Here is a 16,307-nt window from a genome sequence, read left to right on the forward strand (position 1 = left end):
GAAGTCATCAGGCATCTGCTAATGACTCGATGATGCTCAAACCTAATGTATATTTTGATGGCTGAATCTTAAGTGTTTGGCATCTTTGATCAGTTTGACGAAATCTTTTCGGCTTATGTGCACTAAGCTGCTATGGTCTCCAGCCTCAAAATAGACTTCTTTGGCATCCACTAACAGATCGTCATAAACCGCTTCTAAATTGTAGGCGCCTCCAAAGGGGGGAATAGCCCCATTCTCACAGTCATTAAACATCTGATAGACAGCCTGCTCCTTCATCAGGTGTAGGTCTCGATTGAGTTTGTCCCCCAGTGCCCCCAAGCTGATTTTATGGTTAGCGGGTAACACTGCCATCATCTTACGTCCTTCATGATCTTCTAAGATCACCGCCTTTGCCAGCTGGGATGGTGAGACCTGCGCCGCTATGGCCGAGCTCAGGGAATTAAAGCTATGGGGATGAGAGACAAGCTCATAGTTCACTTCATTATCCTGCAGATACTCATTTAACCGGGTAGAAATAGCCATGGTGTTACCTCTCGAAGCCAATATGGCGTTAGTAGTAATTATAGTCCAGAGGCTTAAAGTTAGGTTCGAACGAACTCAAATCGCTCAATAATATGTACTGAACATTGAGTCATATAATTAACCTTCGTAAGATAGGTTACTACATGACGTATTTATCTGATTTATAATCCTTATTTTATTTTTATTCAATTCTTATTCAAATATCCCTCAAGCTTTAACATGATTAATATTCATCTACCCTTGATTATTGCATGCAATATACAGTAGAAATAAAAAGAAACATTTTATTAACAAAAGTACTGTCTAGTGAAAGCACCAAGAAAAAATCAATAAATAGAGATGGATAATTAAAGACACCTGCCCACCTTGCATGTGTGCAGTCAAAGGAATATCTACGGGTCGCATCGTAGAACTAAAGTGTCTTTTTACTTATATGAATAGTATGTCCAGCGATAAGCTGGCGCCGTTGCATGAGGTAAACCCTATGAGAAACATTATAAAACCAATAAATAGTATATCTTCCAAAAAGTCTATTCTAGCTAGCGCTATCTTACTTACCCTTAACCTAGGTGTGCTATACGCTCCCTCAGTGCAAGCGGCCGAGATGTGTGGCACTAAAACCTTAGAGCGCCAGGGGGAAGTCCCCGCTAATCAAGCTTATTGTATTACCGATTATGGTCATTATTTCTATGTGAATGTGCCCTATGAGAACAGTGATGTCACCATTACTACATCCGGTGGAACATTCAGTGGCAGTGATGCCGATATCGTCCTCTATGATGGTGATGACTGGAGTGGCAATGCGGAACTGACCAGTGCCACAGTCGGTACTAATAATGAGTCAATCTCTTTCGTGTCCCGCGCCGGAGCACGTTATTTCAAGATTAACGGCAACATACAAGAAACGACACTGCAAGTGACTGTGACTGGTGGCGATATTCCACCTCCTATGGGTGACTATATTGTTTTCGACACGAATATTGTTGTCGACCTTCCTACGCCATCTATTTCATCGAAAGCACAATACGGCAACGCGATTGCTACCATCTTAGCCGCGACTTACAGCGATTTTGAAGGTATTGCCAGTGGTGTAAATGACCCTATTGATGATGTGAGCGATGCGGTTCACTATCTTGCGAGCGCTGACGATCTGACCGACCCAGATCTCAATCAACTGCTGTATTTCTTGGGCTCATATAAGTATTACGCGCCTGCTATGTCAGATGCAGAGGCCGTTAAGCTGAGCATTGCACTTCAAGCCGTCGCGAGTATGACTGGCTTCTTGAGCACTGATGGCGGCGTTATCCAGGAAGGTTATGCTAAGGCGCTAAATAACTTTGAGCGCGGCGCTGGTGCGAGCTACTTTAAGGACCAACTGCCTCACCTGTTAGCGACTATTCAATACTACTCTACTCAGACAAACCCGTTTGGCGCCACCAATGCCGGTGATGCGGCCATGGCGCTACTAGGAGCCATTGGTTCTGCTGCCTACTATGGTGATGGTTCGGTCAAATCTGCCTACAACAGCAATATGCTGGATGTGCTTTCTGTGATGCGCTCCTTTGCCTTCTTGGGGGAAACGTCACTGGATATGAAATGGTCCACCGAAGCCGATAGAAAATGGATCTTACCCCATACCTTTATCGCTATGGGCAAGATATCGAGTATAGCAACCGACGAGGCCAAGGCGCGTTTCGATAGCAGCATCTTAGAGGTACATGGCAAGGTGACTCAGGTGATCTCGGTCGAAACCACTGAGACCATAGTGACTAAGAATTACTTAAAGTCAGCGGGTCGTCAGTGTGAGGCGAGCGACCCCTTGTTTGGTAGCTGTGTGGTGCCACCGAAAGAGGAAGACATTTTAACCGTACGTCATCAGTGTACCGATAAGGTGGTTATTCGCGCCCAATCAAGTATTAGCCAGGCAACCTTAACCCAGTCTTGCGCCGATATTGCGTTGCAAGAGACTGAGTTCCACAATTTCTTCAATACCGGCGGCGTGCCTGTTACTGGTGATCAAAACGATGTCATAGAAGTGGTGGCGTTCGCCAGCCCCGAAGATTATGAAAAGTACGCCCCTGAGTTTTTCGGCATTAGCACCAATAACGGTGGTATGTACCTCGAAGGTACGCCGGAGAATGTCGGTAATCAGGCGCGCTTTATTGCCATGCAGTGTCCGGATTCTTGGGTGGGAACATCTTGTCAGTATATCGACCAGATTTATAACTTGAGACATGAGTTTGTACACTATCTAGATGGTCGCTATATCAAGGCGGGATCATATGGCTCATTCGATTATAACGTTTCCTGGTCAGAGGGCATGGCCGAGTATATGGCCAATGGTGCCGAGCATACCCGTACACTTAATGCCTTAAAGGGCGAAACGATTCCACCTCTGTATAACTTGCTATTTATGTCCTATGAGTATGATGATTTGTATCAATGGGGCTATTTTGCCATGCGCTATCTGGGTGAGCAGCATCCGGATGAAGTCGCCTCTATCACAGCTGCGCTGCAGGCCGGTGATAATGCCGCCTATATCGAAGTACTAAAAGGTGTAGCGGAGCGCACAGAGGCTGGTTTCGAAGCCTTCGTGTTAGCAAATTCTGAAACTGTGTCACCAGCCACGGCATTGATTCCGGCAGCGGATAGCATAGGCAGTTGCGCCTTGGCTCAGCAATATGTGCGTAAGGTGGACGCGAATAAGACCGAATATACGGTCACTAATACCACAGATACGCCTGTGTCTCTGTTTTGGATAGATAACAACAAGGGCACGGCTAACTTCGCCAAGAACTATAAAACGTTAAATCTTGGTGAAAGCTACACAGCTGCAAGCTGGAGTGAAGGCGATCGCTTGATGCTGACCGATAATGCCATGAACTGTTTAGGGGTTGCTGTGATGGAGCCGGTTCAGAACAGCTTCTCTATCGATGCAGATTTAGTCAAAGATGTGGTGCCTGAGGCGATTCCCGAACAAGATATGCTGGGCAGCTGTGAGTTAGTGAGACCTCACCTTATCAAGGATGAGTCCCATGCCTTTACCATCACTAACACCACAGACTATCCGGTTCGTCTGTTCAGAGTCGATAACCTGACAGGCAAACCTAAGTATGCCAGTGCGGCAACTGGGTTTGATTTTGGTTACGGTACGCTCAATAAGGGGGAGAGCTACACATCCGATATCTGGTATGGCGATCGTCGTATCATGCTAGCCGATGCCCGCTTGAATTGTTTAAGTGTGGGTGTGCTAAACAATGCAACTGCCGATTTCATTATCGACGCGGCTACCATTGCTAATGTGGCGGCGCCTGAGCTAATTCCAGCTGCCAATACAATAGGCAGTTGTGATCTGATGAATAAGCATCTAACGGGTCCGTTTGAGGCTGATTTCTCCTTTACCAATAACAGCAGCACATCTGTGCGTGTTTACCGCGTAGACAATGAAACCGGTGAGCTTAGCGAGAGCTTTGGTTTCACGACCTTGGCAAGCGGAGAAACCTATGACAGTGCTACCACCTGGAAGTGGTTTGGTAACCGCCGTGCGGCAATTACCAATACTGGCGGCCAGTGTTTAGGCGTTGCTGTGATGACGGAAGAAGGTGTCAGTAATGATTACCTAATCACTGAAGAACTCGTCGGTGGTGGAACGACTCCTGTGGACACTGATGGGGACGGCGTCATAGATTCACAAGATGCCTTCCCCAATGATCCAACTGAATCTGTCGATACGGATGGCGATGGTGTGGGTGATAATGCCGATGCCTTCCCTAACGATGCGACGGAAACGCTGGACAGCGACGGTGATGGTGTAGGTAATAACTCAGATGCCTTCCCTCATGACGCAACGGAAACGCTGGACAGTGACGGTGATGGTGTAGGTGATAACTTAGATGCCTTCCCTAACGATGCAACGGAAACCTTGGACAGTGACGGTGACGGTGTAGGTGATAATGCCGATGCCTATCCAAACGATCCTAACAATGGTGTAGTGCAGAGCTGTGGCGTCGCGACGATCACCTCTGGCCAGTTGAGCCTTGAAAATGAAGAGTGTATCAGTGGTGGCAAAGGCAGTTTCTATGTCTATGTGGATGCGGATAACACAGATCTGTACATCACTACACAAGGTGGTGAGGGAGATGCCAACATTTACTTTAATGCAGATACTTGGGCGTCATCGACTAACGCGCAATCTAAGTCTGAGCTAAGTGGTAACAGCGAGAGTCTGCATGTGGTAGCTAATCGTGGCTGGCGTTATATTGCCATCGACACTGGCACTAGCTACTCAGGTGTCACTGTGAAGGTGAGTTTAACTGACTCGGGTACAACACCGGTCGAGCCGCCAGTTGAGCCAGAGCAACCTAGTGGATTAGCCGATACGTGCGCGACTGAAACTGTGCAAGATTATGGCAGTATCAGTGACGGTGTTTCTATCTGTGTCAAAAATGGTCGCTCATCTTTCTATATCAATGTGCCATCCGGTACTCAGAGCTTAACGGCTGAAACCGGACACGGCGTCGGAGAGCTGGAGTTATATGTAGGCGAGAGCTGGCCCGATGCGAGCAGCAACACAGGTGCATCAGCTAACCCAGGTACCATAGAGAGTGTGACTGTGAATCAGCCAAAGAGTGGTTGGTATTATGTCTCGGTGCAAAGTATGCCTAGCAGCGAAGATGTGACGCTAAAGGTCACCCTTAAATAGCATTGAGTCGCTAGTAAAAGCTATTTATATCGTTTGCTCATAAAACAAGCGGGTCTTAGGCAACTAAGGCCCGTTTTTTATGTGTAAAAGCAGGATAGTCTTTGAATAGAAGATAAAAAAATGGCCCCGCCTTAAATTAAGGGGAGCCACAAGAATTCTTATAAAGAATCTGTATATGAATGATTAAGCTGCATAGCGCTAGCAAACAAACTTAACTCTTCATTTGGAGGCTCAAATGAGCGTCCTAAAGGGAGGTGATGAACCATGATGAAAACATGTAGCACTCGCTACATATAGTAAGAGTCATGGGATCTGAATTAGTTCATCGTTATGGATAAAAACTTAGATTAATTAGAATTCATCATTATCTGTCTTGAGTCAAGTGGTTGTTGTTATTGTGTTTTGTGTCGATTGGTACTTCTTGTTATGAATTTTAAAGTGATAAGAAGATAAAAAAATGGCCCCGCCTTAAAAAGGGGAGCCATAAGAATTCTTATTCAGAATCTGTAGTTGGAAACAATAATGTCGATTAGCGCTAGCAGTCGATAACATGTTTCCAGTAGATACAATGCGTATCTAAAGGGAGATGATGATGAACAGTGAAACGGCTGGGACTGTGAATGACTCATTTGAGTATGAAAAGTCGAAGCCAGAAATTCGGTTCACTATGTATGAGTCATTAATTTAGCGAAAGTTCATTTTGGAAGCAGATAAAGTTATTTTTATTTTTCGACCAATCATTACCTCTTGGAAAACTGATGAAAATGAAGCAAAAAAAGGGCAACACCAGTCTTTTATCAAGATTGGGCTGCCTGATGATCATTTAAGATCAAGGGGACCGCGCTAGAAGTCCCAGGGAGAATGATGAACATGAAAACCTTCTTCGCGTTCATATTCTTTGATGCCCTGAAAATGAATAAGTTCAAAAAATAGACGATATTTTTTGTGTTTAAGTAAAGAAAAAAACTATCTTGTTGATTAGCCTAGCAAACTATTTATCTCTTTTTCTATCGCTTCAGGCTTAGTGGTAGAAGCAAATCGCGTTAACACCTTTCCTTGGCTATCAATTAAGAATTTGGTGAAATTCCATTTGATCCCCTGGCTGCCTAGAATCCCCTTAGCCTCGGATTTGAGGTACTCATAGAGGGGATGTGCCTCAGGGCCATTGACCTCTATTTTCTCAAAGAGGGGGAAGTTCACGCCGAAATTCAGTTCACAAAATGAAGATATTTCACTCTCACTGCCACTCTCCTGGGCTCCGAACTGGTTACAGGGAAACCCTAGGATGACAAAATTATCAGGGCCGTATTTTTCATACAGAGCCTGTAGCCCTTTATATTGAGGGGTGAAGCCACATGCGCTTGCCGTATTGACTATCAATATCACCTTATCTTTATACTCAGATAAGGATACCGATTTTCCTTGGATATTATTTACCGAAAAGTCATAGATGGATGTCATGTTGAATCTCTCCTGAAGGTTTCAGCTAATCTAGCAGTAAGTATAGTTTTGAGCAAACTAATTGCGCACAACTTACATGAGGCTTGAACTGGAGCTCGAACGATACGAATTGTTTCTTTTTTTTCATTTAGTGGGGAGATGATTCTTATTTTTACTCTTTGTGGTTTTCTGGTTGCTTAAGTGTGTGCGATAAAACTATATTACTCTTTAAAAACAATTGAATAGTGGTTGTCTGTGACGTTTTTGCTATTATCCGCAAAACCAATTCTCAGAGGCCAATATGAGCGTTAAAATTTGGAGTAGCCTACTCCTGCTATCGAGTATTTCTGTTGCAGCCAATGCCAACGATTTTGGCATTGGTCTTAACGATGACGTTATTTCTACAGAAATTAATCTAGATCTTAAAAATAATGCCAATGCCGTACTCGGATATATCTATTCAAATGATGGGGGACAACTCATATCGAGTGCCATACATGTAGCCCATGATGCGGGTATTCATCATTTTGAGATCGGAGCAAAGTATTCCTATGCCTGGGCGGAAAACAGTGCTAACGGCAGTGCCATTGGGGTGGGTGGTCGTTACACTATGGCGCTGGGGTCTAACCTCTCTTTCCATGCGTCTGGTTATTATGCACCTTCGGTACTCTCTTTTGGTAGCGTCGATGGTATGTACGAGTTAGACAGTAAAATTCAATTCCAGTTAAATCCAAGTCTTGCACTTTATACTGGCTACAGAAATATTCGTCTGCAGTATGACAACACCAATAACTCTACTTTCGACTCTGGTTTCTATATAGGTGGCAAAGCCAGTTTCTAACTCTCCCTGCTATGCGCAATAACATCAGTCGCTCAGGTGCTATAGCGACTGATGTTTTGTTTAATACCTTGTCATACCCCCATTAAATTTGCTCCGATATATCATTCCGTTACAGTCAAAATAGTCTAAACTAATCGTTAGTGACGCTTGAACTCGTACTGGAACACTAAAGCCATCGGAAGGCAACTCCCTCCATTTTCTACGGCTCAGCCTGTTTCTTCGATTAGATATTGCTATATCACAGCGTCCTGCTGAAAAAGACATCTTTAGCGTTTATTCAAGGGGAAAGCACACTCTTCATCTTTTTGTGACTTATATTGAATAATGCTCAATGTGTAAACGATATTGCAAGCTGCTGATGGCATGTGCGGCTATGATTTCCTTCAAGGATCAGGAGGAAATCATAGAGCCTAGCTGCTTGTAGTTGACCTAAGGTCAACGAATAATTAGATAAAAGGCGAATGATATGATCCAAAGAACACTCTTGTTATTACTCATCTTTTTTAGCCATACAGCAGTAGCTGCAATCTCTTTCGATCAGTCCTTCCTATTTCATGCTAAAGCCGAACAAGCACCTCCTTCTCAACATGCCGATGTGACGCCTTGGATGGCGACACTGGAGAAAGCTGACAGCATCAGTTTAACGGGGGGCAGCTACTGGGTGGTAATGCCTACATTTATGTACGACAGAGAGACTAAATGGGCAATCAGTGTCAGAAACTCCATCGTTGAATCTCTCGATTATTGGGTGATAGGTGACGATGGCAGCAAGCAAGATTCTCACAGTGGTTACTATGCCCCTTATGAGTTTTTGTTTGATTATGGCCGGGAAGTAGAGCTTAACTATGGAGTGGAATATTGGGTTATCGTGAAACTGGAGAGTCGCTATTTCTCTTCGGTGCCTAAGGTGGAGTTAAAGCATCTGCTAGAGCACAAGAAGAGTGCAGATATTGAAGCCATGGCTGTGATGTTATGTCTAGGTGGACTCATCTTTATTGCTTGCTATAACTTACTGATTTTTTTCTCTATCAAGGACCGGGCTTTTCTCTATTACGGTCTCTATGTATTGGCATACTTCTTCGGTTGGGCGCTGACATTTCACATTCCTGCTCACCTATGGGCTTATCATAATTTAGAGTTACACCATCTGTTTTTTATTAGTCTCCCTATATTTAATATCTTGTTCTACAAACATTTTCTTCAGCTTCCTGAATATTCTCCAAAGCTGTGGCGTTTAAGCAAGTACTTGATGTGGCTGTGTATCTTGGCACTGCCGACGAGTATCTATTTGGTCTCCTATACCGCGATTATTGCCTCTGTATTAATCATGTTGTGGATTGGCCTGGCGATTACTTGTGGTAACGTCTGCTTGCTCAAAGGTTTTTCTCCGGCTCGTTATTTCATCTTTGCCTTCACCTGTTTATTGTTGCCAGCCGTGATAATTCTTCCGGGTAATTTAGGGCTAACTCCGGACTTTATCGAATATGCAGAACTTGCCACACTCATAGGCGGAACCGCCGATGCCCTTATGCTGTCCCTGGCACTGGCAAATAAGATCAAGTTATTGTCCGAGGAGAGGCAAACCTACATCAAGACGTTGGGCATCGCCTGGGAGAAAGCCCGTAAGGATGAACTGACACAGCTACAAAATCGACATGCATTCGATGAATTCATGCAAACTCAGCTGTTTGGTATAAATGTTAAGCGGGATGAAGACCTGATCTTGCTGGATATTGATGGTATCACTCTGGTGAATCATACCTTAGGCCATCATGAGGGAGACTGTTTACTTCAATTTGCCGCTAAACAGCTTAAGTCTATCTGTGAAGCCCATGAAAGGCTGAGGTTATTTAGGATCGGGGGAGATAATTTTGTCATTTTACTCTCTATAGAACAGACTCAATCTGTTCTGGTTAAACTCGAGCAAGTCTCTAATGCATTTGAGAAGGAAGGCTATCGAGAGACAGGTATAAGCTATGGTTTCGCTCTGAACAGAGATGCTAAAGATGCCAGTGACTGGTTGAGAACCGCAGATAAGAATATGTATCGCCATAAGACTGAAAAACGCCGTGTTAAGCAGGCTAAGTTGAGTCAGGTCATTAATGATTCCAAGAGTTTAGATTTTATCTAATTTACTGCAACTATAAGAAAGCTGACAGTTCGCACTGTCAGCTTTTTCTATGTGTTATACCTTTAGGTAAACTGACTAAAAGTCCTTTTCTCCTTTAATTACCTTAGGGTAGCCACAGATAGCTTTTGAGGTGTGCATGCCTGCCATTGTCGCCGCTTCGACGCAGCTGGCGTTGATGCCTGTATTAATCCAATCGCCAGTGACATAGAGGTTGTCTATGCCTGTACCGTCGGTATCGATACGGAATTTGCTGCTACCTTTAACCGACATCACATAGCGCTCCGAGGGATCGATATTGACGCGCCAGTATTGACTATCGAATCTGGCTTGCCCCTGCACGGCTTCACTCGCTTCATCTCCTAGGTGTAACCACTGCCAGGGGAACTCGTTTCCAACATTGCTCCATAGCTTGTGGATCTGACTGTTGAGTTGACCTATGGCGCCTTCTTTGGCCTGCAGCGCCTTAAGCTGTGGAAATTCAATATCCGAGCGGGGAGGGTAATGCTCTACTGGCAGCGCCGAGCAGAAGTAGCTGGCATTTTTGGGCTGTCCCCCTTGCCAGTCCTCCTTATCTATTAACTGATCCATCGAGGCCCAGGTATCAAAGGGTTCGGTGAAGCCAGAGAGTACAGGCTGCTCGCCACTCTCTGGCATATATTGCCAACCCATGCCATGCAGATCTTCATTGAGCCAGACTTGATAGGCTTGAGTGGCTACAGTCTTAACCTTGTCGACAGTCTTAGTTAAAGGCTCGCTCTGGGCCATGACCTCGGCGGCGACATGGGGCACCGAACCTATGGATAGACCGAAAATAACCCGGTCAAAATCCTCTCCTTTCACGAGTCTTTTTGTCGGCAATGGCTCACCAAACCTATCTTGATAAACAGACTGCCAATCACTCCAGAAGTGTTCCAAATTGATGTTATTGTCTTTTAGTAGCTGAGCCTGCTCACTATCAAGCTGATCATAGAGTGGTGCGCTCGGCCAGCAATCTAGACCTTTAACATCGACTAAGGGATCGTAGCTTTCTAAACCCTCTTTAAGTTTAACCTGCTCGGTGATCTCAATGGCTTCAATGGTGCCGTTATTGCAGACAAGATTGTCCACTTGGTTGAAGTAGTGAAAGTTTACCCCGCGGCGCTTAAGGACTTGGTAGTAAGGGGTAAAAACCACATCGCCCATGCCCGCCTGCATCTTCCACATCACGCCACCTTGATAGCACAGGGCGATACGCAACATGGAGCGAATGATGGTACCCGCCTCCAGATTGGGTTTATCGAAATTGCCTTTCTCATAGGCGAATACCAGATCGTAGAAGCTCCTGACTGGCGCAGAGTCTACCGTAAAGGTCTGATTCGCACCGTGTTTAATCAGCCACTCACGGTAATCGTAATCGTTGATGGCATCGAAGCCATGCTTAAACACGCCATCGGCGAACATCCCCTTGAGTATGGTCAGGCCAAGATCTGAGGCGATATACAGCCTGCGAAGCTCATCGTTAGTCTCTAACTTCTCGGCGAAGCTCTCCTCTAAGCGCGCACGGAAACTGTCGACGGCAGACTCGATAAAGCCTTCATCATCTTCATCTGGGCTGTGGGCGTGTTCATCACACTCACGACCGACGAGTTGATTAAGATGACATTCTATAGAGTCGCCAAGAGAAGCAAGGTTCTCCTTAGTATCATCTATGGTGTCTTCAATCGAGTCTTCTATTCTGTCTTTGAGGCGTTCAAACCAGTCCTCACTAAACCAATGGACTGGCTTAGCGGTTTCTTTTTCGGCTTCATCGAGCAGGTCATCCATCTCCTTGAGCCAGTCTCTTATCCAACTAAAGGCGGCCTTGACCACTTTCCATAGGGTTAAGATCTCCGTACTGTCTCCCGGAAGCCCTTCTCTGAGTGGGAACTCTATGGGCCAACTGTCAGACTCACCGCCAACGTCCTCCTGCAGTACGATATAGCTGTGGGGCTTGAAGGCATCTAAGAAAGTTGCCAGTGGTGCACCTTCCGGTCGTTCTAGCTCTTCATAAGCTTTGCGCATCAGGCTGAAGGCATTTTGATAAAAACCAAACCAGATATGTAGGCCGTGCTCTTCGATTCGCTGGCCTTGCTCAGCATTTCGACCACTGGCGCCTTTGCCGCCGATGCGCCAACCCAGTTGATACACATCAATCTCATATTTGTTTTGCCAGCCAGGCTGCTCGGTTAAACACATGGCCGCCGACATTGCGGCGACGCCACCGCCGAGTATGGCTATCTTTTCCTTCTTGAGCACTGAGTTATCGACTAAGACCTCTCCCTCAGGTACCTCGAAGTCAAAATTAACATGATAGGGTAGCAGCACGTGTTGCTCGCCTAACTCGAGGCCCAATGACTCTTTCAAGGGGAAGCTGGCATTGTCGAACACTGTGGCTAACAGGTCATTTTTCAGTAGTGACAAGGAATGGACTCGATTCACCTTAGCGGGTGAGGCGGTAATCGCCTGATAGACAGCCTTCTTTCCGGCCGAGTCTGGTAGCTGCTTGAGAAAAATCTGATCGATAGCGGGTTTGAACAGCAAGCTAAATAGCTGGTTCTCACCTAGTCTGTCGAGTTCGGGAATGAAGTCGGTCTGGCCTTTAAACAGTTGCCAGGTTTTGGTGATGGCCTCTAATGTGCTGAGCTGATCTTCCTCTTGAGCTTCACAATCGACCGTTAACAGGGGGTGAAACGCCAGTTCAGTCTCGGGAGAGAAGGTCTTGAAGCTCTTGACCGACAGGCTGAGTTTAGTGAGGGGCTCACCGGGCTGGGGCATCTCATATTCACACATGTATTTGGGATAACCGAATAGCTCACGGCCATTTATGAGGGCCATGGCATCATTGACGAAGGTGAACAAGGGATGAAAATACACCTGGCTGATGTCGTTGCTGTCGGCACTTTCTTGCCTGCCTATCATGACCCAAGTGATAATATCGGTTTCCTGGATCCAACCTTTTTCCCTGTCCTCGGGATATTCTGAATAAGCCTTATCGACTCGGGTAAAACTGGTTAATATATAAGGCGAAAGCACCTTAAAGTACATCTTGCTACCTGCTACCTGATTGAGACTAGTATCGATGGATTTTTGTAAGTTTTTCTCCTTCCCTTTCATGAAGAAACCATACATGTCGGCCCTGTTGAGCACGAGTGGTGAGTGCATCAACATGGATCCTGGGGGATAGATGAAGTCAGGTCGAAGTTGTTCCATGGCCTATTTCCTTTTTGGCATAGAAGTCGTGAAGCGCATCTGTGATAGAGACTATTTTTTGTTTAACTATTAGTTGATAGTAGATGTTTGCGCGAAGCTACAGGTAAGCCTATGAAGGATTTGGGGATTTATCCAATTTTTGTATAAAAAAATTAGCTAAGGATTGAAATGATCAGCTTGAAGGATGAAGGAAAGGTTCTGGGAACTAGGTCCTGGAACCTATAAACTTTAATCTTGTTAGCCTATCTGAGCTTAGTACTGCTCGGATTGTGAATCGCCCTGTTGACGTTTTTGATCCAATAACTGTCTGCGCCTGTGTTTATTGCGCTTACTCTTGTGCTTACCTTGACGTTCTTCATTGTCACTATCTGTGCCGATTTGGCTATCCCAAAGTAGATCATCACTATCGTAGAAATTTGACATCTTCATATCCGAATTATTTGTGCTTCATACCGCTTGGTATAACTAGTGCTTAATACCAATGGATGAGCAGGACTATAAAGCAGATTCTAGGAAAGCCAGGTGACAGGAAGATGACAAGGTTTCGACTCGTCGCTATAAATATTGAAATAGTTACTTATGTTGAAATACTGCAGTCGATAAACCTAGGGCAATAAAAAGACGACCATCAAGGTCGTCTCTATATGCTGGATTCGCTAGCGCTGTTTGGGTCTCAGCACTTTCTTTTCATTCGAGCGACGAACATGCCATCGGTATCGGCTTGATATGGCAAGACTAGATGCATACTGGCCTCTACGCCAGTAAACGGATGTCTAGTGACTTCCAGCGTAAAATCGGCGTGCTTGGCCAAGAAGGCATTGACCACATATTCATTCTCCAAAGGGGAAAGTGAACAGGTGGCATATACCAAGGTGCCACCGATTTTAACTGCCTGACTGGAGCGGCTGAGAATATCCAGCTGTAGGCTTGGCATGTCCTGAACGGCTTCAATAATGTCTATCCAGCGCATATCCGGGTTGCGTCGCCAGGTACCTGTGCAACTACAGGGGGCATCGACAAGTACGCCATCGAAGTGATTATGAGGCACAGGCAGATCATCGGATTTCCAAGGGGAGGTTGTGATGCCTTTAAAGCCAGCACGTTTAGCGCGCTTGGCCAGTTCTTCTAACGGTTTACGGCGCACATCTGAGGCGACAATAGTCCCCTTAGCTTGTTTGTCTTGGGCTAACATCAAAGATTTTAATTGCAGGCTCTTACCGCCTGCACCGCTGCAGGTATCCCACCAGTTATCATTTGGGCTCGGAGCACATATTTGCCCGACAACTTGTGAGCCTAAGTCTTGTATCTCAAGCTCGCCTTCACGATATAGTGACATGCCGTTAAGGTTGATACTCTTATGGCCAAGACTGATGCTATCGCTAAAATACTCACTCGCCGTGGCAGTGATATCTAATTGGGCTAGCTTCTCTATGGCCTCATTGGTTTCGATGTTTTGCACTCTGGCCCAGATAGGCGGGCGAGAAGAGAGGGCCTGGACCATAGCCAAGCGCTGCTCGGCATCTTGGATGGGGCAAGTCTGCCAGAACCACTCTGGTACCAAGTCATCGGTGGTAAAAGAGATAGCTGGAAACTGGCTAGCCAGCCAGTCACATTTTGCCGATACTGTCTCTAAAGGTGCGTCTGCATCGAGAGTGAGTTCTTTCTCTTGACTGGAAAAGCCTGTCCAGGCTGCAATAAACGGTTCCCATGAATGGGACTCCAGGCGGGCATTAAGCATCAACATAGTGAACCAAGCTTGGGTGCCTGTATTTACTGTGCTAGTGCCAGTACTAGTACCGATATTAGTGTTGAACTTGTTTAACCATCCCCACCAACGAAAAAGTGCAAACAAACTCTCACGGATCACACGCCTGTCTTTAGAACCATGCTTCTTATTGACTCTAAAGTACTCACCCACAACGCGATCGGCCGGCAGCTTCTTTTCCATCACCTGAGTAAATAGGTGAAGTATGGTATTGGCGTAGCTAAGAGCCCGCTTTTGCGCAGGAGTATCTGCGTTCAAGGCTTCAAAAGAGGTCGCTTTGATCTCGTTTAAAAATGTCACGATTGAGAGGTGATCATTAGCTGTTGAGCCTATTCTCGAGTGGAGAGTCGAGTCAAGAGTTGAATCAGTGTGGCTTGTGTTCAAGGCGTCGCCCATGGGTAGTTATCTAGGGTGGTATTTATCTGGGGCGAATTATAACAGATGTGGGACAGCCTTAGAATGAAGCCTGGAGGCATTATCTGGGGTTATGTTGTATTTGGAGATGTGCTTGCGGTGATTCACTGAAGTTTTGCGTTAAAGTCCACAGCAGGTAATTGATAACCAATAAACTATGGTATTAATTAACTTTAATCTAGGAGGCGCTTGCTCCATGGTTTTCTCAGCCTTAGAATTACTGGCAAATATACATTCATATGGTGAGGCGAAGTGAGTCATAAACTTGGAATAAAGTCGATTATTGTTTCTGTCCTATTATTAGTTTTGGGTGGTATTTTTCTCTTATTGGAAAATACTTTCTACCAATATGTTGATGAACAAGGATTCCTGCATGAAAGCTTGTTTATGCCCTTGGGCTTTTTCAGTGTATGCCTGGGGTTAATCATCATGCTGCTGGTCTTTATTAGTCGATTCTTTACTAAGAAATAGTATGGTAATTTCAACATGGAGTTATGATCACTACATACTGGTCAGGTATCTTTAGGATTCACCAGCATAGATGAGTTAGGAAATAACATGAAAAAACGGTTGGTTTTATCTTTTGCACTCTCTCATGTTCTGGCTGTGTTCGGTGGGTTTGTTTTGGGGATATATTACTTGCCTATACTGATAGCGCCCGCCGCGCCCGATAGCCAAGTATTGGCATTGGCTGCAGAGAACCGTTTATTTGTCGCTGAATTTTCTCGGGATAGAGAAGATAGCGATGCTTTGCATTGGGGGGAAGGGGAAGTATCAATTGGTCCCGATTCTGTCTCTTTTTCTGGGAGTCTCTCTCCCGGACCGGATTATAAACTTTATCTGTCTCCTGAGTTTGTGGAAACGGAAGCAGACTTTAATCGATTGAAGTCGTCTATGGTGCAAGTCGGTGAAGTGAAGACGTTTGAGAATTTTATCCTGCCTATGAGTGTCAGTATTGACCCTTCTCAATATAATACCGTTATCGTCTGGTGTGAAACATTCGGGCAATACATTACCTCAGCTAAATACGAGCGGAGAGTCAACTAGCACTCGCTCCGCTTTCTTCTTTTTCTTCTCTTCTCTTTATTTCTCTTATTGCCTGCCTTCATTTTTTTACTTTACGCGGGTTTACAAAGTTTACACGCCTGTTCACATCTCGTTCATATTCTGATGCATTCTATTCATATTCTTAAATTATAATTATGGGTTTAGGGTCATCTTTTCAAGGAGACTCTCAATCCAGTCATAATACTAATAAAGAAGG

10 protein-coding genes are annotated in these 16,307 nt (G+C 45.2%); 5 read left to right on the forward strand and 5 right to left on the reverse strand.

The genetic code is table 11. The features are described from left to right. Positions 1 to 42: 42 nt before the first annotated feature. The gene (locus tag FS373_RS04435) at positions 43 to 522 is read right to left on the reverse strand and encodes an aminoacyl-tRNA deacylase (protein ID WP_152828841.1); all 480 of its coding nucleotides are present in this window, start codon (positions 520 to 522) and stop codon (positions 43 to 45) included. 484 nt (positions 523 to 1,006) lie between these two features. Between FS373_RS04435 and FS373_RS04440 the strand changes: the two genes are divergently transcribed. Beyond that, entirely contained in the window at positions 1,007 to 5,224 is a 4,218-nt protein-coding gene (locus tag FS373_RS04440; RefSeq protein ID WP_152828842.1) for a collagenase, read from the forward strand. 978 nt (positions 5,225 to 6,202) lie between these two features. On the opposite strand, the gene FS373_RS04445 is transcribed toward FS373_RS04440, so the two are convergent. Next, on the reverse strand, positions 6,203 to 6,685 hold the full coding sequence (locus tag FS373_RS04445) for a glutathione peroxidase (RefSeq protein WP_144047611.1): 483 nt from the start codon (positions 6,683 to 6,685) through the stop codon (positions 6,203 to 6,205). A gap of 280 nt (positions 6,686 to 6,965) precedes the next feature. Between FS373_RS04445 and FS373_RS04450 the strand changes: the two genes are divergently transcribed. Further along, entirely contained in the window at positions 6,966 to 7,505 is a 540-nt protein-coding gene (locus FS373_RS04450) for a YfaZ family outer membrane protein (protein WP_144047610.1), read from the forward strand. A 466-nt stretch (positions 7,506 to 7,971) separates the two neighbouring features. Beyond that, a complete protein-coding gene (locus FS373_RS04455) occupies positions 7,972 to 9,636 on the forward strand; it encodes a diguanylate cyclase (RefSeq protein ID WP_144047609.1) in 1,665 nt (554 codons plus the stop codon). 75 nt (positions 9,637 to 9,711) lie between these two features. On the opposite strand, the gene FS373_RS04460 is transcribed toward FS373_RS04455, so the two are convergent. From FS373_RS04460 to FS373_RS04465, 3 genes are all read right to left on the reverse strand, one after another. Beyond that, a complete protein-coding gene (locus tag FS373_RS04460) occupies positions 9,712 to 12,864 on the reverse strand; it encodes an NAD(P)-binding protein (RefSeq protein ID WP_152828843.1) in 3,153 nt (1,050 codons plus the stop codon). A 252-nt stretch (positions 12,865 to 13,116) separates the two neighbouring features. After that, positions 13,117 to 13,287, reverse strand: coding sequence for a hypothetical protein (locus tag FS373_RS31405; RefSeq protein ID WP_185976877.1), 171 nt, complete (start codon positions 13,285 to 13,287; stop codon positions 13,117 to 13,119). A gap of 250 nt (positions 13,288 to 13,537) precedes the next feature. Then, complete coding sequence (locus FS373_RS04465) at positions 13,538 to 14,929, reverse strand: RsmB/NOP family class I SAM-dependent RNA methyltransferase (RefSeq protein ID WP_322619442.1); 1,392 nt, start codon at positions 14,927 to 14,929, stop codon at positions 13,538 to 13,540. Positions 14,930 to 15,295: 366 nt separating this feature from the next. Here FS373_RS04465 and FS373_RS04470 point away from each other — a divergent pair, with 366 nt between their 5' ends. Then, complete coding sequence (locus tag FS373_RS04470) at positions 15,296 to 15,514, forward strand: DUF3955 domain-containing protein (protein ID WP_229380965.1); 219 nt, start codon at positions 15,296 to 15,298, stop codon at positions 15,512 to 15,514. An 87-nt stretch (positions 15,515 to 15,601) separates the two neighbouring features. Continuing rightward, positions 15,602 to 16,090 carry a DM13 domain-containing protein gene (locus tag FS373_RS04475; protein ID WP_144047607.1) on the forward strand — a complete coding sequence of 163 codons (489 nt, stop codon included), beginning with the start codon at positions 15,602 to 15,604 and terminating at the stop codon, positions 16,088 to 16,090. Positions 16,091 to 16,307 lie beyond the last annotated feature (217 nt).

It is taken from the genome of Shewanella sp. YLB-07, from assembly GCF_009377275.1.